Origin of the sequence: Rathayibacter sp. AY1B7, from assembly GCF_002932735.1 — a bacterium.
Classification (GTDB): domain Bacteria; phylum Actinomycetota; class Actinomycetes; order Actinomycetales; family Microbacteriaceae; genus Rathayibacter.
This window is the reverse complement of the sequence record NZ_PSWK01000019.1, coordinates 55,849-75,324: the sequence shown is the minus strand read 5'-3', so window position 1 is coordinate 75,324 and position 19,476 is coordinate 55,849. Positions and strand designations below refer to the sequence as shown.

Here is a 19,476-nt window from a genome sequence, read left to right as displayed (position 1 = left end):
GCCGTGCTCGATGCCGAGCGAGATGATCCCGAGGATCGACGCGGCGTTGACCGGGGTCGCGTCGCCCTTGGCGACGAGGACCTTCTGACCCGACTTCGCCGCGGCCTGGCTGAAGAGCGAGGCGGGGCGGGCGTGGAGGCCCTTCGACGATGCAACCTGCACGGTGCGCTCGACCATGAACGTTTCTCCTTGATCCTGCAGTCGCAACTGCATCAGTGGTGCCCGGAGTCGGGCTCGCCCGGACGGACCGGGCGGGTGGAGGAGTCCCCGTCCGCGCCTGCGACGACCGCGCGAGCGGCGAAGAGGACGGGCAGGGTCTCGAGCACGGCATCGGCACCGTGCGCTCCGAAGACATCGGGCGGGAGGAGGGCGGCCGCGGCTCCCACGAGCTCCGCACGGTGGCGGAGTCCGTCGAACTGCGACTCGAGGTGCGGCCCCACGAGGAGGACGTCGGCCTCGGGGAGGGAGTGGTCGAGACCGGTGAGGGTCTCGGAGTGGAACACGGCATCCATGCCGCGCTCCTTCGCGCCCGCTCGCAGCCGGTGGGCCAGGAACGTGCTCGACGCGCCTGCACCGCAGACGATCAGGATCTTCCGCACCTCGTTCGCCTCCTCGCGTCCGGGTCGTGATTCATCCAAGCATCCCCTCGGAGGGGCGGCACCCTCCAGCAGACAATCTTCCGCGGGGGCGGAAGACGGCCCCTTCCACCCGCGGCGCGGGGGCTCCCGGGCGCGTCGCCGGGGTGATTGACTGACGGGACGTACGACTCGCCGCCCGCCTCCTGCGGGCCCGCGGCAGGGTCGTGGCGCTCCCGGCGCCCGCCCCGACCGCACGCCTGGAGCCTGATGCCTGACAACCGCGAACGACTGCTGGAGTACCTCTCCCGCGCCGACGGCTGGGTGACGGCGCACGAGCTCGCCGACAGGCTCGGAGTCACCACCCGCAGCGTCCGGAGCTACGTCACCGCGGTGAAGGCGCAGGCCGCCCCGCTGGAGCCGGTCGAGTCCTCCGCGAACGGCTACCGGCTCGCGCGCGAGGCGTACGCGGCCTACCTGGAGGCGCAGCGCAGCCGCGACGTCGAGCCCGACACACCGCGTGACCGGCTGTACAGCATCGTCCGCCGCCTGGTCGACTCCGACGAGGGCCTGGACGTCTTCGCCCTCGCCGACGCGCTGTCGGTGAGCGAGTCGACCGTCGACGCCGATCTGCGCCGGGTGAAGGCCCTCGCCGACGAGGCCGGCCTCGGGCTGGTCCGGCGCGGCCCGTCGGTGCGCCTCGAGGGCAGCGAGGAGGCCCGCCGCCGCCTGATCTCGCGGATGTTCCGCGACGAGAGCGCGCAGGGCGTCTTCACGCTCGACGACGTCCAGCGCGAATTCGCCTCCCCCGGCCTCGGCGCCTTCAAGACCGAGCTGCTGGCCGAGCTCGAGACCCGCGGCTACTACATCAACGACTACGGCGTGAACAGCGTCCTCCTCCACATCGCGATCGCCGTCGACCGCGTCGCCCGGGGCATCGGGGACCCCTCCGGCTCCCGCCCCTCCCCCGCGATCCACGGCGAGCTCGCGGCCCTGCTGGCGGAGCTGGTGGAGCGGCACTTCGCGACGCGCCTGACCGACGCCGAGCTCGCCCAGCTCGCGATCCTGATGACGACGCGGGTGGCGACGCCCGGGCAGAACGAGCCGGTCGCCGCCGTGGTCGAGAACTACCTCGACCCGGAGGACCTCGCCGTCGTCCGCGAGCTCGTCGCCGACGTCAACCGCGAGTACCTGGTCGACCTCGACGACGAGGGCTTCATCGTCCGCCTCGCCCTGCACGTGCGGAACCTGATCGCCCGGGCCGCCGAGGGCGGCTACTCCCGCAACCCGCTCACCCGCTCGATCAAGACCAGCTACCCGATGACCTACGAGATCGCCGTGTTCCTGGCGAGCGGGCTGCAGCGCCGGCGGGGCGTCGTGGTCAACGAGGACGAGATCGCCTACATCGCCCTCCACGTCGGCTCGTTCCTCGAGCGGGTGTCCCGGCGGGAGGAGCGTCTGTCCTGCGTGATCGTCTGCCCCAACTACTACGACCTCGCTCACATGCTGCGCCTGCGCGTCGAGCGCTCGCTCGGCACCGAGGTGGAGGTGCGCTCGCTGATCACGCGGAGCGACGTCGACTGGGACCGGCTCACCGCCGACCTCGTGATCACCACGATCGACGAGCGCCCCGCGTCAGACGACGTCGTGGTCGTGCAGCCGTTCCTCACCGACCACGACGTCGAGACGGTGCGCCGGGCCATCGCCCGCGTCCGCCGGCACCGCCGCCGCGCGCAGATCAAGGACGAGCTGCTGCAGTTCTTCGACGAGGAGCTGTTCTTCCGCAACGTGCACGCGCGCGACGAGGCGGCGATGATCCGGATGCTGGGCGAGCGGATGATCGCCGGCGGCATCATCGACGAGGACTACGTCGACGGCGCCATCGAGCGCGAGCGGATGAGCTCCACGGCGTTCACCGACAACCTCGCGGTCCCGCACGCGATGGCGATGAGCGCCCGCCGCACCTCCATCGCGATCGTCGTGAACGACACCGCGATGGAGTGGGGCGAGCAGCGGGTGAACGTGATCGCGATGATCGCGTTCGCCTCGGCCGGCCGCAGCACCTTCCAGTCGGTGTTCGACCAGTTCGTCGAGGTGTTCGCCGACCGGGCGGAGGTGCAGCGCCTCATCCGGCGCTCCACGGACTTCGGCGGCTTCATCGAGGAGCTGGTGCGGGTGATCGACAGCTAGCCGACACCCGCACTCCGGGTGGAGCCGGAGGGCGCTGTCGTCCTCCCGCTCCCGCGCTTCGTGGGCGCCCGACGCACCCCCGCCGGGCGCGAGAGGCCACGAGGAGCCTCCTCCGCATCGGATCGGAGGAGCTCCGCGTTGGGGCCTCTAGGCGAAGGGCGTCGGCACGATCCCGTAGGGGGCGAGGCCGGCCGCGCCGCCGTCGGCGAGCGTGGTGACCCAGATGCCGTCGTGGTGCACGGCGACGGAGTGCTCCCAGTGGGCGGCCATGCTGCTGTCCTCGGTCGCGACCGTCCACTCGTCCTCGCGGACGAAGGTCTCGGCGCTGCCCGCGGTGACCATCGGCTCGATCGCGACGACGAGTCCCGGCTTCACCTCGGGGCCGCGCTGGCGCACCCGGTAGTTGAAGACCGGCGGAGCCTCGTGCATGGTGCGCCCGATGCCGTGGCCGATGTAGTCGGTGAGGATGCCGTAGACGCGGCCCGAGCGCTCGGCCTCGTCCTCGATGTACTCCTCGATCGCCGCGCCGACCTCGTTGAGATGGCGGGCGGAGGCGAGGGCGGCGATCCCCCGCCACAGGGATCCCTCGGTCACCCGCGAGAGCTCGGCGCGTGCCGCGACCTCCTCCGGGCGGGAGGGATCGGGCAGGACCACCGTCATCGCGGAGTCGCCGTTCCAGCCGTCGATCTCGGCGCCGCTGTCGATGGAGACCAGGTCGCCCGGCTCGAGCACGCGCCCGCCGGGGATGCCGTGGACCACCTCGTCGTTGACCGAGGCGCAGATCGTGTGCCGGTAGCCCGGGACGAGCTGGAAGTTCGAGTGGCCGCCGAGTGCGACGATCGCCGACTCGGCGATCGCGTCGAGCTCGAGCGTGGTGACGCCCGGGCGGATCGCCGCGCGGACCGCATCGAGCGAGGCGGCCGTGGCGAGGCCCGGAGCGAGCATCGACTGCAGCTGCGCGGGCGTCTTGTAGAGCGAGGAGCGGAACGCCACGGCTCAGGCGGCCGGGGTGTCGAGGCGGCCCACGCGGTGGCCCTCGAGGGCGACGACGATCCGCTCGGTCACCTCGTCGACCGGCCCGAGGCCGTCGACCACGACCACGAGCCCGCGGGCCGCGTAGACGTCGATGAGCGGAGCGGTCTGCTCCTCGTAGAGCGCGAGTCGGCGCCGGATGACGTCCTCGGTGTCGTCGCTGCGCCCCTGCTCGAGCGAGCGCTTGAGCAGGCGGCCGACGACCTCGTCGGGATCGGCCGTCAGCTGGACGACCGCGTCGAGCCGGTTGTCGTCCGCGGCGAGGATGCGGTCGAGCTCGTCGACCTGCTCCGTGGTGCGCGGGTAGCCGTCGAGCAGGAACCCGGTCGACGCGTCCGCCTCCTGGAGGCGGTCGTGCACGATCGCGTTGGTCAGCTCGTCCGGCACGTAGCGCCCGTTGTCGAGGTAGGCCTTCGCCTGGAGACCGAGCTCGGTCTCGTTGGCGACGTTCGCGCGGAAGATGTCCCCGGTCGAGATGGCGGGCACCCGGAGGATGTCGCTCAGCCGAGCGGCCTGGGTCCCCTTGCCTGCGCCGGGAGGGCCGATCAGCAGGAGACGGAAGCCGATCGGATGCGACGTCATCGGAGGAGTCCTTCGTAGTGGCGCTGCTGCAGCTGGGAGTCGATCTGCTTCACCGTCTCCAGGCCGACTCCGACGATGATCAGGATGGACGTGCCGCCGAAGGGGAAGTTCTGGTTCGCACCGACCAGCGCGAGGGCCACGAGGGGCACGAGCGCGATGAGGCCGAGGTAGACCGATCCGGGCAGCGTCACCCGGGTGAGCACGTAGTTGAGGTACTCGGCGGTCGGGCGGCCGGCGCGGATGCCGGGGATGAAGCCGCCGTAGCGCTTCATGTTGTCGGCGACCTCGTCCGGGTTGAAGGTGATCGCGACGTAGAAGTAGGTGAAGCCCACGATCAGGAGGAAGTACAGCGCCATGTAGAGCGGGTGATCGCCCTTGGTGAGGTAGTTCGTGATCCAGGTGACCCAGACCGGGGCCTCCTGGCCAGCGGCGGGCTGGTTGAACTGCGCGATGAGCGCGGGCAGGTACAGCAGCGACGAGGCGAAGATGACGGGCACGACGCCGGCCATGTTGACCTTGATCGGGATGTAGGTGTTGTTGCCGCCGTAGGTGCGGCGGCCGACCATCCGCTTGGCGTACTGCACGGGGATCCGCCGCTGCGACTGCTCCACGAAGACCACGGCGACCACGAGCACGAGGCCCACGCCGAGGACGAGGAGGAAGGTCTCGAAGCCGCGCGACTGCGCGATCGACCACAGGGAGGTGGGGAACTGGGCGGCGATCGAGGTGAAGATCAGCAGCGACATGCCGTTGCCTATGCCGCGCTCGGTGATGAGCTCGCCCATCCACATGATGATCCCGGTGCCCGCGGTCATGGTGATGACCATGAGGAGGATGGAGTACCACTCGTCGGTGATGATGAGCGCCGAGCACTCCGGGACGCCGGAGTTGCCGAAGAGGGCGCCCGAGCGGGCGACGGTGATCAGCGTCGTCGACTGGAGGACGCCGAGCGCGATGGTGAGGTACCGCGTGTACTGGGTGAGCTTGCCCTGACCGGACTGCCCCTCCTTGTACAGGGTCTCGAAGTGAGGGATGACCACGCGCAGCAGCTGCACGATGATCGACGCCGTGATGTACGGCATGATCCCGAGCGCGAAGATCGACAGCTGGAGCAGTGCTCCACCGCTGAAGAGGTTCACGAGCTCGTAGAGACCCGAGGTGCCCTGGTTGCCGGCGAGACAGGCCTGCACGGCGCTGAAGTCGACGAACGGAGCAGGGATGAAGGATCCCAGCCGGAAGATCGCCACGATCGCGAGGGTGAAGCCGATCTTGCGGCGGAGGTCGGGGGTGCGGAAGATCCGCGCAACGGCGCCAAACACTACCTAAGGTCTCCTGCTCAATTCTGTGGTGCGGGATACAGGTCGAGCTTGCCACGCGCTCCCGGAGGGAGTCGGCGTGGCAAGCTCGACCGACAAGCTGCTGGTGCTACTTGATGGATCCGCCCGCAGCGACGATCTTCTGCTCGGCAGAGCTGGAGACCTTGTCGACCGCGACGTTCAGCTTAACCGCAATGTCGCCGTCCCCGAGGACTTTGACCTTCTCGTTCTTGCGGACAGCACCCTTGGCGACCAGGTCGCCGATGGTGACGTCGCCGCCCTGGGGGTAGAGCTCCGCGAGAGCGGACAGGTTCACGACCTGGTACTCGACCCGGAACGGGTTCTTGAAACCGCGGAGCTTCGGGGTGCGCATGTGCAGCGGCATCTGCCCACCCTCGAAGCCGACGCGCACCTGGTAGCGGGCCTTGGTGCCCTTGGTGCCGCGACCGGCGGTCTTTCCCTTGGAGCCCTCACCGCGACCCACGCGGGTCTTGGCCTTCTTGGCTCCGGCAGCGGGGCGGAGGTGGTGGACCTTGAGCACGTGCTCCTTGGTCGCCGGCGCCGCCGCGCCCTTCGTGGTGGTCGCCTGCGCGGGAGTCGTGGACTCCGCGGCGGCGGCCTTCTTCGTCTCAGCCATTAGTCAATCTCCTCGACCTTCACCAGGTGGGCGACGGTCTTCACGTATCCGCGGTTCTGGGCGTTGTCCTCGCGGACGACGCTCTGACCGATCTTCCTGAGGCCGAGCGAGCGCAGCGTGTCGCGCTGGTACTGCTTCTCGCTGACCTTCGACTTGATCTGGGTCACCTTGAGCTGGGCCATCAGGCACCTGCCTTCGCGTTGGACGCGGCGGCGAGGGCGTCGGCCTCGGCACGGACGAGACGTGCCGGCGCGACCTGGTCGAAGTCGAGACCACGACGAGCTGCGACGGCGCGCGGCTCCTCGAGCTGCTTCAGAGCCTCGACGGTCGCGTGGACGATGTTGATGGTGTTCGACGAGCCGAGCGACTTGCTCAGGACGTCGTGGATGCCGGCGCACTCGAGGACGGCGCGGACGGGACCGCCGGCGATGACACCGGTACCCGCGGCGGCGGGGCGCAGGAGCACCACACCGGCGGCGGCCTCACCCTGGACGGGGTGCGGGATGGTCGAGGCGACGCGGGGGACGCGGAAGAAGTTCTTCTTCGCCTCCTCGACGCCCTTGGAGATGGCGGTCGGGACCTCGCGGGCCTTGCCGTAGCCGACGCCCACCAGTCCGTTGCCGTCTCCGACGACCACGAGCGCGGTGAAGCTGAAGCGACGGCCGCCCTTGACGACCTTCGACACGCGGTTGATGGTCACGACGCGCTCGAGGAACTGGCTCTTCTCGGCGTCACGGCCACCGCGGTCGCGGCCACCCTGGTTGCGGTCGCGGCCGCCGCGGCGGGGCTCACGAGCCTCCTGCTGCGGCTGCGTGGACGCAGCGGTCTCGACGGGGGCCTCCGACACAGCGGCGACCTCGGGTTCCTTGTTCTCTGCGGCGCTCACAGGTTGAGCCCTGCCTCTCGTGCTCCATCGGCGATCGCGGCGACGCGACCGGCGTACTTGTTGCCTCCGCGGTCGAAGACGACCGCCTCGACACCGGCGTTCTTGGCGCGCTCGGCGACGAGCTCGCCGACCTTGCGGGCCTTGGCGGTCTTGTCGCCGTCGAACACGCGCAGGTCGGCCTCGAGGGTCGACGCCGACGCGAGGGTGCGGCCCTGAGCGTCGTCGACGACCTGCACGAAGACGTGGCGGGCCGAGCGGTTGACGACGAGGCGGGGGCGCTCGGCGGATCCGACGACCTTCTTGCGCAGACGGTCGTGACGACGACCGCGCGCAGCGGACTTGCTCTTTCCTCTGGTTCCGAGTCCCATGATCACTTACCGCTCTTTCCGGCCTTGCGGCGAACGACCTCGCCGGCGTAGCGCACGCCCTTGCCCTTGTAGGGCTCGGGCTTGCGGATCTTACGAATGTTGGCGGCCACCTCACCGACGGCCTGCTTCGAGATGCCGTGCACGGTGAGCTTGTTGTTGCCCTCGACCGTGAACGAGATGCCCGCGGGCGGGGTGACGACGACCGGGTGCGAGAAGCCGAGCGCGAACTCGATGTCCGAGCCCTTCGCCAGCACGCGGTAACCGGTTCCGACGACCTCGAGGCCCTTGGAGTAGCCCTGCGTGACACCGATGATGTCGTTCGCGATGAGCGTGCGGGTGAGGCCGTGGAGCGAGCGCGACTCGCGCTCGTCATCGGGACGCGAGACCAGCACCTGGCCGTTCTCGACGGACACCTGGATGGGGCTGGCGACCGAGACGGTCAGCTCGCCCTTGGGGCCCTTGACGGTCACAGCGGATCCGGCGACGGAGACGTCGACGCCCGCCGGGATCTCGATGGGGAGTCTTCCAATACGCGACATGAGGGGTTACCACACGTAGGCGAGGACTTCCCCACCCACGCCCTTCTTCTCGGCCTGGCGGTCGGTCAGGAGACCGCTCGAGGTGGACAGGATGGCGACGCCGAGGCCGCCGAGCACGGTGGGGATCTCGGCCGACTTCGCGTACACGCGGAGTCCGGGCTTCGAGACCCGCTTGATGCCGGCGATCGAGCGCTCGCGGTTCGGGCCGTACTTGAGGGAGATGGAGAGCGTCGTGCCGACGCGCGCCTCCTCGACCTTCCAGTCGGCGATGTAGCCCTCGGTCTTGAGGATCTCGGCGATGTTCGCCTTGAGCTTCGAGCCCGGGAGGGTGATGGAGTCGTGGTGCGCGGAGTTCGCGTTACGGATTCTGGTCAGCAGATCTGCGACCGGATCAGTCATGGTCATGGCTGATGGTGCCTTTCTCGCCTGGTTTCGGCACCCTTTACAAGAGTGACGACCTGTGGTGTGGGACGGCGCCGACGACGTCGACGCCCATGCGGCCGCGCGAACGCAGGCCAACGAGCCATGCTACATGGCCGAGGTCCTGCGGTCGAGGGCCGATCGTGCACGGGATCCGGGGATCCCGCGTGGCGCCCGCCGCCGGCTCCGGACGGACCGGTCCGACGGCGGACGCACGACGAGGCCGGAGGGCGGTTCTCACCGTCCCCCGGCCTCGAGGCTTGCTGCTTACGCGTTGTCCGACGACTTGAACGGGAAGCCGAGCTGCTTGAGCAGCGCGCGACCCTCGTCGTCGGTCTTGGCGGTGGTCACGACGGTCACGTCGAAGCCGCGGACGCGGTCGATGCGGTCCTGGTCGATCTCGTGGAAGATCGACTGCTCCGTGATGCCGAAGGTGTAGTTGCCGTTGCCGTCGAACTGGCGGTCCGACAGCCCGCGGAAGTCGCGGATGCGGGGCAGCGCCACCGAGAGCAGGCGGTCCAGGAACTCCCAGGCGCGGTCGCCCCGGAGGGTGACGTGAGCGCCGATGGCCTGGCCCTCGCGCAGCTTGAACTGCGCGATGGACTTGCGTGCCTTGGTGACCTGCGGCTTCTGACCGGTGATGGCGGTGAGGTCCTTGACCGCGCCGTCGATGATCTTGCCGTCGCGGGCGGCCTCACCGACACCGGTGTTGACGACGACCTTGACCAGGCCGGGGACCTGGTGGACGTTGCCGAAGCCGAACTGCTCCTTGAGAGCGGGGATGATGTCGGCCTGGTACTTGGCCTTGAGCCGCGGCTGAACCTTCGCAGCCACTGCGGTGGTGTCAGTCATTACAGTTCCTCACCCGACGCCTTCGCGTAGCGCACGCGAACGGTCTTGGTCACGCCGTCCTTGGTGACGGCCACGTTGCGGTGGCCGACCCGGGTCGGCTTCTTGGTCTTCGGGTCGACGAGCGCGACGTTGGAGATGTGGATCGAGGCCTCGACGGTCTCGATGCCGCCCTCCTTCGAGCCGCGCTGCGTCTGGCCGACGCGGACGTGCTTCTTGACGAAGTTCACGCCCTCGACGACGACGCGGTTGCGCTCGACCAGCACCTCGAGGACCTTGCCCTGCTTGCCGCGGTCTCCACCGCGGGCCTGGGTAGCGCCCGAGATGACCTGGACGAGGTCACCCTTCTTGATCTTGGCCATGACTAGATAACCTCCGGTGCCAGCGAGACGATCTTCATGAACTTCTTGTCGCGGAGCTCGCGACCGACCGGTCCGAAGATGCGGGTGCCACGGGGGTCCCCGTCGTTCTTGAGGATGACGGCGGCGTTCTCGTCGAACTTGATGTACGAGCCGTCGGCGCGACGGGTCTGCTTGATGGTGCGGACGATGACGGCCTTGACCACGTCGCCCTTCTTCACGTTGCCACCGGGGATCGCGTCCTTGACGGTGGCGACGATGATGTCACCGAGGCCCGCGTAGCGGCGGCCGGAGCCTCCGAGGACGCGGATGGTGAGGAGCATCTTGGCGCCGGTGTTGTCGGCGACCTTGACTCGGGATTCTTGCTGAAGCATGTGTCTCTCCTGCTAACTCAAGTAGGCCGCGGCCTACTTGGCCTTCTCGAGGATCTCGACCAGGCGCCAGCGCTTGGTGGCGCTGAGGGGACGGGTCTCGCTGATGACGACGGAGTCGCCGATGCCGGCGGAGTTCAGCTCGTCGTGGACCTTGACCTTGGACGTACGGCGGATGACCTTGCCGTACAGCGGGTGCTTCACCCGGTCCTCGACCTCGACGACGATGGTCTTGTCCATCTTGTCGCTGGTGACGTAGCCGCGACGGGTCTTGCGGTATCCGCGAGCGCCCGCCTCCTTCACGTCGTGGGCGGCCGACTCGTGGCCGGCGCTGTCATTGACGGTTGCCATTACTTGGCCTCCTCGTTCGACTCGGTCGCCTCGACCTCGGCCTTGGCGGCCTTCTTGGTCTTGGGCTTCTTCTCCGCCTTGGCCGGGGCCTCGACGGGTGCGGGGGTGGCGCGGATGCCCAGCTCGCGCTCACGGATGACCGTGTAGATGCGGGCGATGTCGCGCTTGACGGCACGCAGGCGGCCGTTGGTGTCCAGCTGACCGGTGGCCGACTGGAAGCGGAGGTTGAACAGCTCCTCCTTGGCCTTCTTCAGCTCGGTGACGAGACGCTCGTCCTCGTAGGTGTCGAGCTCGGCGGGGGCGAGCTCCTTGGATCCGATCGCCATTACGCGTCTCCCTCCTCGCGCTTGATGATGCGTGCCTTGAGGGGCAGCTTGTGGATGGCACGGGTCATGGCCTCACGAGCGAGCTGCTCGTCGACGCCGGCGACCTCGAAGAGGACGCGACCCGGCTTGACGTTCGCGACCCACCACTCCGGCGAGCCCTTACCGGAACCCATGCGGGTCTCGGCGGGCTTCTTGGTGAGCGGACGGTCGGGGTAGATGTTGATCCACACCTTTCCGCCGCGCTTGATGTGACGCGTCATCGCGATACGAGCGGACTCGATCTGACGGTTGGTCACGTAGGCGGGGGTGAGGGCCTGGATGCCGAACTCACCGAACGACACCTTGGTGCCACCGGTGGCCTGGCCGGACCGGCCCGGGTGGTGCTGCTTGCGGTGCTTGACTCGACGCGGAATCAACATGGTTATGCCTCAACTCCTGCTGCGACGGGCGCCTCGCTCTGCTGGCGGGGTGCACGGCGCGGACGGTCGCTGCGCTCGGGGCGCGACGACTTGCTGTTCGCCTGCTCGCGGGCGAGCTCCTTGTTGGTGATGTCGCCCTTGTAGATCCAGACCTTCACGCCGATGCGGCCGAAGGTGGTCTTCGCCTCGTAGAAGCCGTAGTCGATGTTCGCGCGGAGGGTGTGCAGCGGCACGCGTCCCTCGCGGTAGAACTCCGAGCGGCTCATCTCGGCGCCGCCGAGGCGGCCGGAGACCTGGATGCGGACGCCCTTGGCGCCGGCGCGCTGAGCACCCTGCAGGCCCTTGCGCATCGCGCGGCGGAAGGCCACGCGGGCGGAGAGCTGCTCGGCGATGCCCTGGGCGACCAGCTGAGCCTCGGCCTCGGGGTTCTTGACCTCGAGGATGTTCAGCTGGATCTGCTTGCCCGTGAGCTTCTCGAGGTCGGCACGGATGCGCTCGGCCTCGGCGCCGCGGCGGCCGATCACGATGCCCGGGCGGGCGGTGTGGATGTCGACGCGGACCCGGTCACGGGTGCGCTCGATCTCGATGCGGGCGACGCCCGCACGGTCGAGCTGCGTGGCGAGGAGTCGGCGGATCTTGACGTCCTCGGCGAGGTAGTCGCTGTACCGCTGGCCCTTCTTGGTGCTGTCGGAGAACCAGCGCGACACGTGGTCGGTGGTGATTCCCAGACGGAAACCGTAGGGGTTTACTTTCTGACCCATTACTTGGTCCCCTCCTCAGGAGTGGCCAGCACGACGGTGATGTGGCTGGTGCGCTTGTTGATGCGGAAGGCACGACCCTGAGCACGGGGCTGGAATCGCTTGAGGGTGGTTCCCTCATCGACGAAGGCGCGGGACACGATCAGGTCCTGGTCGTCGAGGTACTCGTTCGAGGCATCGGCCTTGACGCGAGCGTTGGCCATCGCCGAGGCGACGAGCTTGTAGACGGGCTCGGACGCACCCTGCGGCGCGAACTTCAGGATGGCCAGTGCCTCCTGAGCCTGCTTCCCGCGGATCAGGTTCACGACACGGCGAGCCTTCTGGGGGGTGACGCGGATGTGTCGCACGCGTGCGATCGACTCCACCATTTCTCTCCTCCTTCTCGTCGCCGCGTCAGCGGCGACGGCCCTTCTTGTCGTCCTTCTCGTGACCGCGGAAGGTCCGAGTGGGGGCGAACTCGCCGAGCTTGTGGCCGACCATGGTCTCGGTCACGAACACGGGGATGTGCTTGCGACCGTCGTGGACCGCGATGGTGTGACCCAGCATCGCCGGGATGATCATCGAACGGCGCGACCAGGTCTTGATGACGTTCTTGTTGCCGGCTTCGTTGGCCGTGAACACCTTGCGGAGCAGGTGGTCGTCAACGAAGGGGCCCTTCTTGAGACTGCGAGGCATCTTCTACAACTCCTACTTGCGCTTCTTACCGGCGGTGCGGCGGCGAACGATGAGCTTGTCGCTCTCCTTGTTGGGGCGACGGGTGCGTCCCTCGGACTGACCCCACGGGCTGACCGGGTGGCGTCCACCGGAGGTCTTGCCCTCTCCACCACCGTGCGGGTGGTCGACCGGGTTCATCGCGACACCGCGGACGGTCGGGCGGACGCCCTTCCAGCGCATGCGGCCGGCCTTGCCCCAGTTGATGTTCGACTGCTCGGCGTTGCCGACCTCGCCGATCGTGGCGCGGCAGCGCGCGTCGACGTTGCGGATCTCGCCCGACGGCAGGCGGAGCTGCGCGTAGGGGCCGTCCTTGGCGACGAGGCGGACCGAGGTGCCGGCCGAGCGGGCGAGCTTGGCGCCGCCTCCCGGCTTGATCTCGATGGCGTGGATGACCGTACCGGTCGGGATGTTGCGCAGCGGCAGGTTGTTGCCGGGCTTGATGTCGGCGCCGGCGCCCGACTCCACGACGTCGCCCTGCGAGAGCTTGTTCGGGGCCAGGATGTAGCGCTTGGTGCCGTCCACGAAGTGGAGCAGCGCGATGCGCGCCGTGCGGTTGGGGTCGTACTCGATGTGAGCGACCTTGGCGTTGACGCCGTCCTTGTCGTTGCGACGGAAGTCGATCAGACGGTACTGGCGCTTGTGGCCACCACCGATGTGACGCGTCGTGATGCGGCCGGAGTTGTTGCGGCCACCGGTCTTGGACAGCGGGCGCAGGAGCGACTTCTCGGGCGTCGAGCGGGTGATCTCGGCGAAGTCGGCAACGCTGGAGCCGCGGCGACCGGGGGTCGTGGGCTTGTACTTACGAATAGCCATTGTCTGTTTCCTCTACGCTTCTTCGGCTCAGCCGACGCTCGTGAAGATGTCGATGGAGCCGGACTTCAGCGTGACGATCGCGCGCTTGGTGTCCTTGCGCTTGCCGGTGCCGAACTTCGTGCGGCGGGTCTTGCCCTGGCGGTTCAGCGTGTTGATCGACGCGACCTCGACGCCGAAGATCTTCTCGATGGCGAGCTTGATCTCGGTCTTGTTCGAACGCGGGTCGACCACGAAGGTGTACTTGCCCTCGTCGATCAGGCCGTAGGACTTCTCCGAGACCACCGGGGAGATGATGACGTCGCGGGGGTCCTTGTTGAACGCGGCGGACTGGCTCATGCGTTCACCTCTTCCTTGTTGGACTCGACGCCCGACTTGGCCGCGATGAACGCGTCGAGCGCGCCCTTCGAGAACACGATGTCGTCGGAGACGAGCACGTCGTACGCGTTGAGCTGGTCGGCCGGCAGGATGTGCACGAACGGCACGTTGCGGAGCGAGAGCTCGGCGATGTAGTCGTCGCGCTCGAGCACCACGAGGACGTTGCGCGACACCGAGAGGGCGTCGAGCAGGACGAGGACGTCCTTGGTCCGGGGGGTGTCGCCGAGGGCGAGGGACTCGACCACGTGGATGCGGGCACCGCGGGCGCGGTCCGAGAGAGCACCGAGCAGAGCCGCGGCGATCATCTTCTTGGGGGTGCGCTGCGCGTAGCTGCGGGGGGTCGGTCCGTGGACCACGCCACCACCGGTCATGTGCGGGGCGCGGATCGAGCCCTGACGAGCGCGACCGGTTCCCTTCTGCTTGAACGGCTTGCGACCGGCTCCGGAGACCTCACCGCGGTTCTTCGTCTTGTGGGTTCCCTGGCGCGCCGCGGCGAGCTGGGCCACGACGACCTGGTGGATGAGGGGGATGTTGGTCTGGACGTCGAAGAGCGCGGCGGGGAGCTCGACCGAGCCCGCCTTCTGGCCCTTGACGTCGATGATGTCGACAGAGGTAGCCATGGAACTACGCTCCCTTCACGGCGTTGCGAACGAACACGAGGCGACCGCGGGCACCGGGGACGGCGCCCTTGACGAGCAGCAGGCCCTTCTCGGCGTCCACGGAGTGCACCTTGAGGTTGAGCACGGTGACGCGCTCGCCACCCATGCGACCGGCCATGCGCATGCCCTTGAAGACACGGCTGGGGGTCGAGGAGGCGCCGATGGAGCCGGGCTTGCGGTGGTTGCGGTGCGAACCGTGCGAAGCCGAGACGCCCTTGAAGTTGTGACGCTTCATGACACCGGCGAAGCCCTTGCCCTTGCTGGTGCCGACGACGTCGACCTTGGTGCCGGCCTCGAAGACGGCGTCCACGGTCAGCTCCTGGCCGGCCGAGTAGTCGGCGGCGTCGGAGGTGCGGACCTCGGTGAGGTGGCGGCGGGGGGTGACGCCCGCGGCGTCGAAGTGACCGGCGGCGGGCTTGTTCACCTTGCGCGGGTCGATCGCACCGGCGGCGAGCTGGACGGCGGTGTAGCCGTCCTTCTCCTCCGTGCGGACCTGGGTCACGACGTTGGGGCTGATCTCGATGACGGTGACCGGCACGAGCTTGTTGTTCTCGTCCCAGACCTGGGTCATTCCGAGCTTGGTGCCGAGGAGGCCCTTGCTGGTCTTCAGCGTGGGGGAAACAGTGACAGACATGGTGGCACTCCTCCTTAGAGCTTGATCTCGATGTTGACGTCGGCCGGCAGGTCGAGGCGCATGAGCGAGTCGACGGCCTTGGGCGTCGGGTCGATGATGTCGATGAGGCGCTTGTGGGTGCGCATCTCGAAGTGCTCGCGGCTGTCCTTGTACTTGTGGGGAGAACGGATCACGCAGACCACGTTCTTCTCGGTCGGCAGCGGCACGGGGCCGACCACCGTTGCACCGGCACGGGTGACCGTGTCGACGATCTTGCGCGCCGACGTGTCGATGACCTCGTGGTCGTACGACTTCAGTCGGATGCGGATCTTCTGTCCCGCCATGTGTGATCTCTCACTCTCTTGTTATTGCGTCGTACGCGACTCCCCCGGCCGGAGCCGGACTCGTCTCGCATTGGACGCGCTCGCGAAGGAACTCCGGTGACGCGGAAAGTGCAACCAGTGTTCTTCTGTCAAAAGCACCGCACGCCTGGGGCGCTCCGATCGGCGTGCAGAACGCACGACGCACGGAGAACCCGTTGAGATGTCGGTTGTTGTCGTTCTGCTACCCGCCGCCTCGACGTCGCACCCGCGTGGCCGCCCTCTCGGGTCGAGCCTCCGCGATGCCGTCTCGGCACTGCCTGGCAGTGTCCCCCTCCGAGCAGCACGCCGCCCGAGAGGAAATTTTGAACTAGAAGAGTCTCCCACAGATGCCCCACCCCTGCAACCCGGGCGTGTCGCGCCGGAGGACTCCTCCGCGAGCACGTCGTGACGGTCCTGGGGAGCCGGTCGCTCCGAGCAGCAGCGCGGGTCGGAGCGCCTCCCCCGCTACTCGAAGAGCAGCGCCCGGACGGCGGTCTCGGCCGACGCGGGGCGCGACGCGTCGATGGTCTCGCCGGCGCGGAAGTGGTCGAGCAGCCGCGGGTCGACGTAGCTGGCGCGGGCGACCGTCGGCGTGTTCCCGAGCACGTCCGAGGCGTCGCGCATCGCCTGGGCGATCGCGGAGTTCCGAGCGCGCTGCGTGGCCTGCGGGCCCGACTTCGCCAGGCTCAGCGCGGCCGCGACCGTGCCGTGCAGAGTGCGGAAGTCCTTCGCCGTGAAGTCGTCGCCGGCGCGCTCGCGCACGTAGTCGTTGATCTCGGGCGCCGAGATCGGCCGCCACTCCCGCCCGTCCTTCCAGGCGAGCAGGCGGGCGTTCGGCCCGCGACGCTTGAGAGCACGGACGACGCGCGAGAGGTCGTGGTCGAGGATCTCGCTCGTCCACGCCTGATGGCTCTTCCCGGGGAAGGCGAGGGCGACCCGGTCCCCGTGGGTCGTGGCGTGCGCGCACAGGAGCGTCGAGAGGCCGATGCTTTCGTGCTCCTTCGCGTACCTCTCGCTGCCGACGCGGAGCGATCCGGTGTCGAGCATCCGGAAGGCGGTGGCCAGCGCGCGCTCGCGGCTGGGTCCGTCCGAGCGGAGGGCGATGGTCACGGCCCGGCGCGCCCCGGGCAGAGCCTCCGCGAGCCGCAGCGCCCGGTCGAACTTGATCCGGTCCTTCTGCTCGCGCCAGGTCGGATGGTAGATGTACTGGCGGCGGCCGGCGGAGTCGACGCCGGTGGCCTGGATGTGCCCGTTGGGGTACGGGGCGATCCAGACGTCCGTCCAGGCCGGCGGGATGCCGAGATGGTCGAACCGCGCGCGCAGCTCCTTGTCGGCGACGGTTGCGCCCTTCGGGTCGCGGTAGCTGAAGCCGGAGCCCGCGCGCACCCGGGTGTAGCCGCGCCCGCTCGAATCGGTCCTGCGGAGTCGTTGCGCGCGAGTGTCAGCCATCGCTTCGACGATAGGACGGCGGATCGGAGGCCCGCACCCGCTTGACGGCGGGGAGGAGCAGTCGGACGGCAGCTGCTACTCGTTGCCGATCCGCTTGTCGGCCTGGCGCTTCAGGTCCTCGATGCGGTCGTCGTACTTGCCGTTGGTGAGGCGGCTGGCGATCTCGCCCGCCTTCTCGAGGGTCTGGTCGGAGACCTGCTCGGCCTTCTCGCTCCGCAGCGCGTCCTGGGCCTTCCGGCTGTTGAGCAGTTCGCCGGCCTGGCGTCCGAGCTTCCCGAGATCCACGATGATGCCTCCTTGTAAACGCGCACAGGGCGGCGCGTGCCTCAGTGTGGCGCTCCCGGCTGGGGGAACGGTGCGGGCGCGCCGGTCAGCCGGCCAGTGCGATCACCTGCTCCGCCGCGTCTGCCAGGGCGCGGCCGTAGGAGGGACCGTGACCGGCGGCGTGGACGGCGAGCGGGTGCAGCTGGTGGAGCGGCACCCGCTCCTCGTAGCCGGCCCCCAGCGGATGCTGCTCGCGGTAGCCCTCGAGGACGGCGTCGAGGTGCGGAGCACCGAAGAGGGCCAGCATCGCCAGATCGGTCTCGCGGTGTCCCCCGTGAGCGGCGGGGTCGATCAGGACGGCGCCGTCCGCCGTCCAGAGCACGTTGCCGGTCCAGAGGTCCCCGTGGATCCGGGCGGGCCCCGCACCGTCGTCGAAGGCTCCGGCCGCCACCCGGCCCAGAGCCTGCTCGACGAGCCGCGACTCGGCTGCCGTGAGGTTGCCCGCCTCCACGGCGGGGCCGAGGAACGGCCGCACCCGCTGCTCCGCGTAGAAGCGCCCCCACGAGTCGTCCGGGCGGCACGGCATCCCGCGGCGGCCGATGTACGCGGGGCCGGTCCATCCCGGGGGCGGCGCTCCGAACGCCGCGGCTCCGGCGTCGTGCGTCCGAGCGAGCGCGGCGCCGAGAGCCCGAGCCGACTCGGCCGAGGGACGCACGGAGCGCATCTCCTCCAGCTCGATGCGCCCTGGCGACACCCTCTCCACCCCGACACAGCGCGCACCGCCGTCCGCCTCGCGCAGCCAGTCCAGGCCGGCCGCCTCCCACTCGAAGAACTGCGGGAGGGCACGGGGGTCGCTCTTCACGAAGGGCATGCCGCCACGCTAGCCGGGCGTCCCCGGGAACGACGAGAGGGGCCGCCCGCCGAAGCGGACGACCCCTCTCGAGAGATCGGTAGGACGGACCTACTTGATGATCTTGGTGACCGTACCGGCACCCACGGTGCGTCCACCCTCACGGATGGCGAAGCCGAGGCCCTCCTCCATGGCGATCGGCTGGATCAGCGCGACCGTCATGTCGGTGGTGTCGCCGGGCATGACCATCTCGGTGCCCTCGGGCAGCGTGATGACGCCGGTGACGTCGGTGGTGCGGAAGTAGAACTGCGGACGGTAGTTCGCGTAGAACGGGTTGTGACGCCCACCCTCATCCTTGGACAGAATGTACGCGGTGCCCTCGAAGTCCGTGTGCGGCGTGACCGAACCCGGCTTGACGACGACCTGGCCGCGCTCGACGTCCTCGCGCTTGGTGCCGCGGAGGAGCAGACCGCAGTTCTCGCCGGCCCAGGCCTCGTCGAGCTGCTTGTGGAACATCTCGATTCCGGTGACCGTGGTCTTCTGCGTCGGGCGGATGCCCACGATCTCGACCTCGGAGTTCAGAGCGAGGGTTCCACGCTCCGCACGGCCGGTGACGACGGTTCCACGACCGGTGATCGTGAAGACGTCCTCGATCGGCATGAGGAACGGCTTGTCCTTGTCGCGCACCGGGTCCGGGATGGACTCGTCGACCGCGTCCATCAGGTCGAGGATCGACTGGGTCCAGGTGTCGTCGCCCTCGAGTGCCTTGAGGCCGGAGACGCGCACGACGGGGGCGTCGTCGCCGGGGAAGCCCTGCGACGAGAGGAGCTCGCGGACCTCGAGCTCGACGAGCTCCAGGATCTCCTCGTCGTCCACCATGTCGGCCTTGTTCAGCGCGACGAGGAGGTAGGGGACGCCGACCTGCTTGGCGAGGAGGACGTGCTCACGGGTCTGAGCCATCGGGCCGTCGGTGGCGGCGACCACGAGGATCGCGCCGTCCATCTGGGCCGCGCCGGTGATCATGTTCTTGATGTAGTCGGCGTGACCCGGGGCGTCGACGTGCGCGTAGTGGCGCTTCGGCGTCTCGTACTCGACGTGCGAGATGTTGATCGTGATGCCGCGCTGGCGCTCCTCGGGAGCGGAGTCGATCGACGCGAAGTCACGCTGGACGTTGGTCGCGGACGGGAACTTGTCCGCCAGAACCTTCGAGATCGCCGCGGTGAGCGTGGTCTTTCCGTGGTCGACGTGACCGATGGTTCCGATGTTGACGTGCGGCTTGGTCCGCTCGAACTTGGCCTTAGCCACTGTGGGTCCTCCTCAGGACTTAGGTGCAAGCATCCGCATCCGGGCGGCCGCACGGGGCGGCACGAGGACAGGAGGACTTGCGGGGGTTTTGTGT

General features: G+C 68.7%; 30 protein-coding genes. 1 reads left to right on the top strand and 29 read right to left on the bottom strand.

Features of this window, described 5'->3' with window-relative positions; all coding sequences use genetic code 11:
* The coding region (locus tag C5C95_RS11690; RefSeq protein ID WP_104255706.1) for an HPr family phosphocarrier protein at positions 1-177 on the bottom strand (177 nt) is incomplete at its 3' end.
* A gap of 35 nt (positions 178-212) precedes the next feature.
* Positions 213-638 carry a PTS sugar transporter subunit IIB gene (locus tag C5C95_RS11685; RefSeq protein ID WP_181125660.1) on the bottom strand — a complete coding sequence of 142 codons (426 nt, stop codon included), beginning with the start codon at positions 636-638 and terminating at the stop codon, positions 213-215.
* Positions 639-845: 207 nt separating this feature from the next.
* Between C5C95_RS11685 and C5C95_RS11680 the strand changes: the two genes are divergently transcribed.
* On the top strand, positions 846-2,765 hold the full coding sequence (locus tag C5C95_RS11680) for a BglG family transcription antiterminator (RefSeq protein WP_104260916.1): 1,920 nt from the start codon (positions 846-848) through the stop codon (positions 2,763-2,765).
* 147 nt (positions 2,766-2,912) lie between these two features.
* On the opposite strand, the gene map is transcribed toward C5C95_RS11680, so the two are convergent.
* The 27 genes from map to tuf form a co-directional block, all read right to left on the bottom strand.
* On the bottom strand, positions 2,913-3,758 hold the full coding sequence (gene map, locus C5C95_RS11675) for a type I methionyl aminopeptidase (RefSeq protein ID WP_104324485.1): 846 nt from the start codon (positions 3,756-3,758) through the stop codon (positions 2,913-2,915).
* A 3-nt stretch (positions 3,759-3,761) separates the two neighbouring features.
* Entirely contained in the window at positions 3,762-4,379 is a 618-nt protein-coding gene (locus C5C95_RS11670; protein WP_181028829.1) for an adenylate kinase, read from the bottom strand.
* Positions 4,376-5,698 carry a preprotein translocase subunit SecY gene (gene secY, locus C5C95_RS11665; protein WP_104224557.1) on the bottom strand — a complete coding sequence of 441 codons (1,323 nt, stop codon included), beginning with the start codon at positions 5,696-5,698 and terminating at the stop codon, positions 4,376-4,378. Before secY ends, C5C95_RS11670 begins: the two co-directional genes overlap by 4 nt.
* 106 nt (positions 5,699-5,804) lie before the next feature.
* A complete protein-coding gene (gene rplO / locus C5C95_RS11660) occupies positions 5,805-6,332 on the bottom strand; it encodes a 50S ribosomal protein L15 (protein ID WP_104226755.1) in 528 nt (175 codons plus the stop codon).
* Positions 6,332-6,514: a 50S ribosomal protein L30 gene (gene rpmD / locus C5C95_RS11655; protein WP_181024623.1), complete on the bottom strand. Its 183-nt coding sequence runs from the start codon at positions 6,512-6,514 to the stop codon at positions 6,332-6,334. Before rpmD ends, rplO begins: the two co-directional genes overlap by 1 nt.
* A complete protein-coding gene (gene rpsE, locus C5C95_RS11650; RefSeq protein WP_104224559.1) occupies positions 6,514-7,218 on the bottom strand; it encodes a 30S ribosomal protein S5 in 705 nt (234 codons plus the stop codon). The genes rpmD and rpsE overlap by 1 nt, the downstream gene beginning before the upstream one ends.
* A complete protein-coding gene (rplR, locus tag C5C95_RS11645; protein ID WP_056037296.1) occupies positions 7,215-7,586 on the bottom strand; it encodes a 50S ribosomal protein L18 in 372 nt (123 codons plus the stop codon). The genes rpsE and rplR overlap by 4 nt, the downstream gene beginning before the upstream one ends.
* 2 nt (positions 7,587-7,588) lie before the next feature.
* A complete protein-coding gene (gene rplF / locus C5C95_RS11640) occupies positions 7,589-8,125 on the bottom strand; it encodes a 50S ribosomal protein L6 (protein WP_104224560.1) in 537 nt (178 codons plus the stop codon).
* A gap of 6 nt (positions 8,126-8,131) precedes the next feature.
* On the bottom strand, positions 8,132-8,530 hold the full coding sequence (gene rpsH / locus C5C95_RS11635; protein ID WP_068209423.1) for a 30S ribosomal protein S8: 399 nt from the start codon (positions 8,528-8,530) through the stop codon (positions 8,132-8,134).
* Between the two features lie 282 nt (positions 8,531-8,812).
* A complete protein-coding gene (rplE, locus tag C5C95_RS11630; RefSeq protein WP_068209425.1) occupies positions 8,813-9,397 on the bottom strand; it encodes a 50S ribosomal protein L5 in 585 nt (194 codons plus the stop codon).
* Positions 9,397-9,756 carry a 50S ribosomal protein L24 gene (gene rplX / locus C5C95_RS11625; protein WP_104224561.1) on the bottom strand — a complete coding sequence of 120 codons (360 nt, stop codon included), beginning with the start codon at positions 9,754-9,756 and terminating at the stop codon, positions 9,397-9,399. Before rplX ends, rplE begins: the two co-directional genes overlap by 1 nt.
* A 2-nt stretch (positions 9,757-9,758) precedes the next feature.
* Entirely contained in the window at positions 9,759-10,127 is a 369-nt protein-coding gene (gene rplN / locus C5C95_RS11620; RefSeq protein ID WP_104224562.1) for a 50S ribosomal protein L14, read from the bottom strand.
* Positions 10,128-10,160: 33 nt separating this feature from the next.
* Entirely contained in the window at positions 10,161-10,475 is a 315-nt protein-coding gene (rpsQ, locus tag C5C95_RS11615; RefSeq protein WP_104224563.1) for a 30S ribosomal protein S17, read from the bottom strand.
* The gene (rpmC, locus tag C5C95_RS11610; RefSeq protein WP_104224564.1) at positions 10,475-10,801 is read right to left on the bottom strand and encodes a 50S ribosomal protein L29; all 327 of its coding nucleotides are present in this window, start codon (positions 10,799-10,801) and stop codon (positions 10,475-10,477) included. The genes rpsQ and rpmC overlap by 1 nt, the downstream gene beginning before the upstream one ends.
* Positions 10,801-11,220: a 50S ribosomal protein L16 gene (gene rplP / locus C5C95_RS11605; RefSeq protein ID WP_068209436.1), complete on the bottom strand. Its 420-nt coding sequence runs from the start codon at positions 11,218-11,220 to the stop codon at positions 10,801-10,803. The genes rpmC and rplP overlap by 1 nt, the downstream gene beginning before the upstream one ends.
* A 2-nt stretch (positions 11,221-11,222) precedes the next feature.
* Positions 11,223-11,981 carry a 30S ribosomal protein S3 gene (rpsC, locus tag C5C95_RS11600; RefSeq protein WP_068209439.1) on the bottom strand — a complete coding sequence of 253 codons (759 nt, stop codon included), beginning with the start codon at positions 11,979-11,981 and terminating at the stop codon, positions 11,223-11,225.
* Positions 11,981-12,346 (bottom strand): 50S ribosomal protein L22, encoded by a 366-nt coding sequence (gene rplV / locus C5C95_RS11595; RefSeq protein WP_077221988.1) that lies wholly within the window; start codon positions 12,344-12,346, stop codon positions 11,981-11,983. The genes rpsC and rplV overlap by 1 nt, the downstream gene beginning before the upstream one ends.
* Positions 12,347-12,371: 25 nt before the next feature.
* Positions 12,372-12,653, bottom strand: coding sequence for a 30S ribosomal protein S19 (rpsS, locus tag C5C95_RS11590; RefSeq protein WP_055787078.1), 282 nt, complete (start codon positions 12,651-12,653; stop codon positions 12,372-12,374).
* A 12-nt stretch (positions 12,654-12,665) separates the two neighbouring features.
* Positions 12,666-13,505 carry a 50S ribosomal protein L2 gene (gene rplB / locus C5C95_RS11585; protein ID WP_068251462.1) on the bottom strand — a complete coding sequence of 280 codons (840 nt, stop codon included), beginning with the start codon at positions 13,503-13,505 and terminating at the stop codon, positions 12,666-12,668.
* 27 nt (positions 13,506-13,532) lie between these two features.
* Complete coding sequence (gene rplW, locus C5C95_RS11580) at positions 13,533-13,841, bottom strand: 50S ribosomal protein L23 (RefSeq protein ID WP_068209445.1); 309 nt, start codon at positions 13,839-13,841, stop codon at positions 13,533-13,535.
* Positions 13,838-14,500: a 50S ribosomal protein L4 gene (gene rplD / locus C5C95_RS11575; RefSeq protein ID WP_104224565.1), complete on the bottom strand. Its 663-nt coding sequence runs from the start codon at positions 14,498-14,500 to the stop codon at positions 13,838-13,840. Before rplD ends, rplW begins: the two co-directional genes overlap by 4 nt.
* A 4-nt stretch (positions 14,501-14,504) precedes the next feature.
* Entirely contained in the window at positions 14,505-15,173 is a 669-nt protein-coding gene (gene rplC, locus C5C95_RS11570) for a 50S ribosomal protein L3 (RefSeq protein WP_104224566.1), read from the bottom strand.
* Between the two features lie 14 nt (positions 15,174-15,187).
* Positions 15,188-15,496, bottom strand: coding sequence for a 30S ribosomal protein S10 (gene rpsJ / locus C5C95_RS11565; protein WP_005050520.1), 309 nt, complete (start codon positions 15,494-15,496; stop codon positions 15,188-15,190).
* Positions 15,497-15,979: 483 nt separating this feature from the next.
* Complete coding sequence (locus C5C95_RS11560) at positions 15,980-16,963, bottom strand: DNA topoisomerase IB (protein WP_104324484.1); 984 nt, start codon at positions 16,961-16,963, stop codon at positions 15,980-15,982.
* Positions 16,964-17,038: 75 nt separating this feature from the next.
* A complete protein-coding gene (locus C5C95_RS11555) occupies positions 17,039-17,248 on the bottom strand; it encodes an antitoxin (RefSeq protein WP_159939075.1) in 210 nt (69 codons plus the stop codon).
* A gap of 85 nt (positions 17,249-17,333) precedes the next feature.
* Positions 17,334-18,098, bottom strand: coding sequence for a fructosamine kinase family protein (locus C5C95_RS11550; RefSeq protein WP_104324483.1), 765 nt, complete (start codon positions 18,096-18,098; stop codon positions 17,334-17,336).
* A gap of 90 nt (positions 18,099-18,188) precedes the next feature.
* The gene (gene tuf / locus C5C95_RS11545) at positions 18,189-19,382 is read right to left on the bottom strand and encodes an elongation factor Tu (protein WP_104224570.1); all 1,194 of its coding nucleotides are present in this window, start codon (positions 19,380-19,382) and stop codon (positions 18,189-18,191) included.
* Positions 19,383-19,476 lie beyond the last annotated feature (94 nt).

What these genes read in the sequence shown, in the direction of transcription:
- rplB (WP_068251462.1), bottom strand. Translation starts at nt 13,505, where the DNA reads ATGGCTATTCGTAAGTACAAGCCCACGACCCCCGGTCGCCGCGGCTCC.
- rplF (WP_104224560.1), bottom strand. Translation starts at nt 8,125, where the DNA reads ATGTCGCGTATTGGAAGACTCCCCATCGAGATCCCGGCGGGCGTCGAC.
- C5C95_RS11550 (WP_104324483.1), bottom strand. Translation starts at nt 18,098, where the DNA reads ATGCCCTTCGTGAAGAGCGACCCCCGTGCCCTCCCGCAGTTCTTCGAG.
- C5C95_RS11680 (WP_104260916.1), top strand. Translation starts at nt 846, where the DNA reads ATGCCTGACAACCGCGAACGACTGCTGGAGTACCTCTCCCGCGCCGAC.
- rplX (WP_104224561.1), bottom strand. Translation starts at nt 9,756, where the DNA reads ATGGCCAAGATCAAGAAGGGTGACCTCGTCCAGGTCATCTCGGGCGCT.
- rpmC (WP_104224564.1), bottom strand. Translation starts at nt 10,801, where the DNA reads ATGGCGATCGGATCCAAGGAGCTCGCCCCCGCCGAGCTCGACACCTAC.
- C5C95_RS11670 (WP_181028829.1), bottom strand. Translation starts at nt 4,379, where the DNA reads ATGACGTCGCATCCGATCGGCTTCCGTCTCCTGCTGATCGGCCCTCCC.
- rpsJ (WP_005050520.1), bottom strand. Translation starts at nt 15,496, where the DNA reads ATGGCGGGACAGAAGATCCGCATCCGACTGAAGTCGTACGACCACGAG.
- rpsS (WP_055787078.1), bottom strand. Translation starts at nt 12,653, where the DNA reads ATGCCTCGCAGTCTCAAGAAGGGCCCCTTCGTTGACGACCACCTGCTC.
- rplO (WP_104226755.1), bottom strand. Translation starts at nt 6,332, where the DNA reads ATGGCTGAGACGAAGAAGGCCGCCGCCGCGGAGTCCACGACTCCCGCG.
- rplR (WP_056037296.1), bottom strand. Translation starts at nt 7,586, where the DNA reads ATGGGACTCGGAACCAGAGGAAAGAGCAAGTCCGCTGCGCGCGGTCGT.
- rpsC (WP_068209439.1), bottom strand. Translation starts at nt 11,981, where the DNA reads ATGGGTCAGAAAGTAAACCCCTACGGTTTCCGTCTGGGAATCACCACC.
- rpmD (WP_181024623.1), bottom strand. Translation starts at nt 6,514, where the DNA reads ATGGCCCAGCTCAAGGTGACCCAGATCAAGTCGAAGGTCAGCGAGAAG.
- rplW (WP_068209445.1), bottom strand. Translation starts at nt 13,841, where the DNA reads ATGAGCCAGTCCGCCGCGTTCAACAAGGACCCCCGCGACGTCATCATC.
- rpsH (WP_068209423.1), bottom strand. Translation starts at nt 8,530, where the DNA reads ATGACCATGACTGATCCGGTCGCAGATCTGCTGACCAGAATCCGTAAC.
- C5C95_RS11560 (WP_104324484.1), bottom strand. Translation starts at nt 16,963, where the DNA reads ATGGCTGACACTCGCGCGCAACGACTCCGCAGGACCGATTCGAGCGGG.
- rplP (WP_068209436.1), bottom strand. Translation starts at nt 11,220, where the DNA reads ATGTTGATTCCGCGTCGAGTCAAGCACCGCAAGCAGCACCACCCGGGC.
- rpsQ (WP_104224563.1), bottom strand. Translation starts at nt 10,475, where the DNA reads ATGGCAACCGTCAATGACAGCGCCGGCCACGAGTCGGCCGCCCACGAC.
- rplC (WP_104224566.1), bottom strand. Translation starts at nt 15,173, where the DNA reads ATGTCTGTCACTGTTTCCCCCACGCTGAAGACCAGCAAGGGCCTCCTC.
- rplE (WP_068209425.1), bottom strand. Translation starts at nt 9,397, where the DNA reads ATGACTGACACCACCGCAGTGGCTGCGAAGGTTCAGCCGCGGCTCAAG.
- rplD (WP_104224565.1), bottom strand. Translation starts at nt 14,500, where the DNA reads ATGGCTACCTCTGTCGACATCATCGACGTCAAGGGCCAGAAGGCGGGC.
- rplN (WP_104224562.1), bottom strand. Translation starts at nt 10,127, where the DNA reads ATGCTTCAGCAAGAATCCCGAGTCAAGGTCGCCGACAACACCGGCGCC.
- rplV (WP_077221988.1), bottom strand. Translation starts at nt 12,346, where the DNA reads ATGGTGGAGTCGATCGCACGCGTGCGACACATCCGCGTCACCCCCCAG.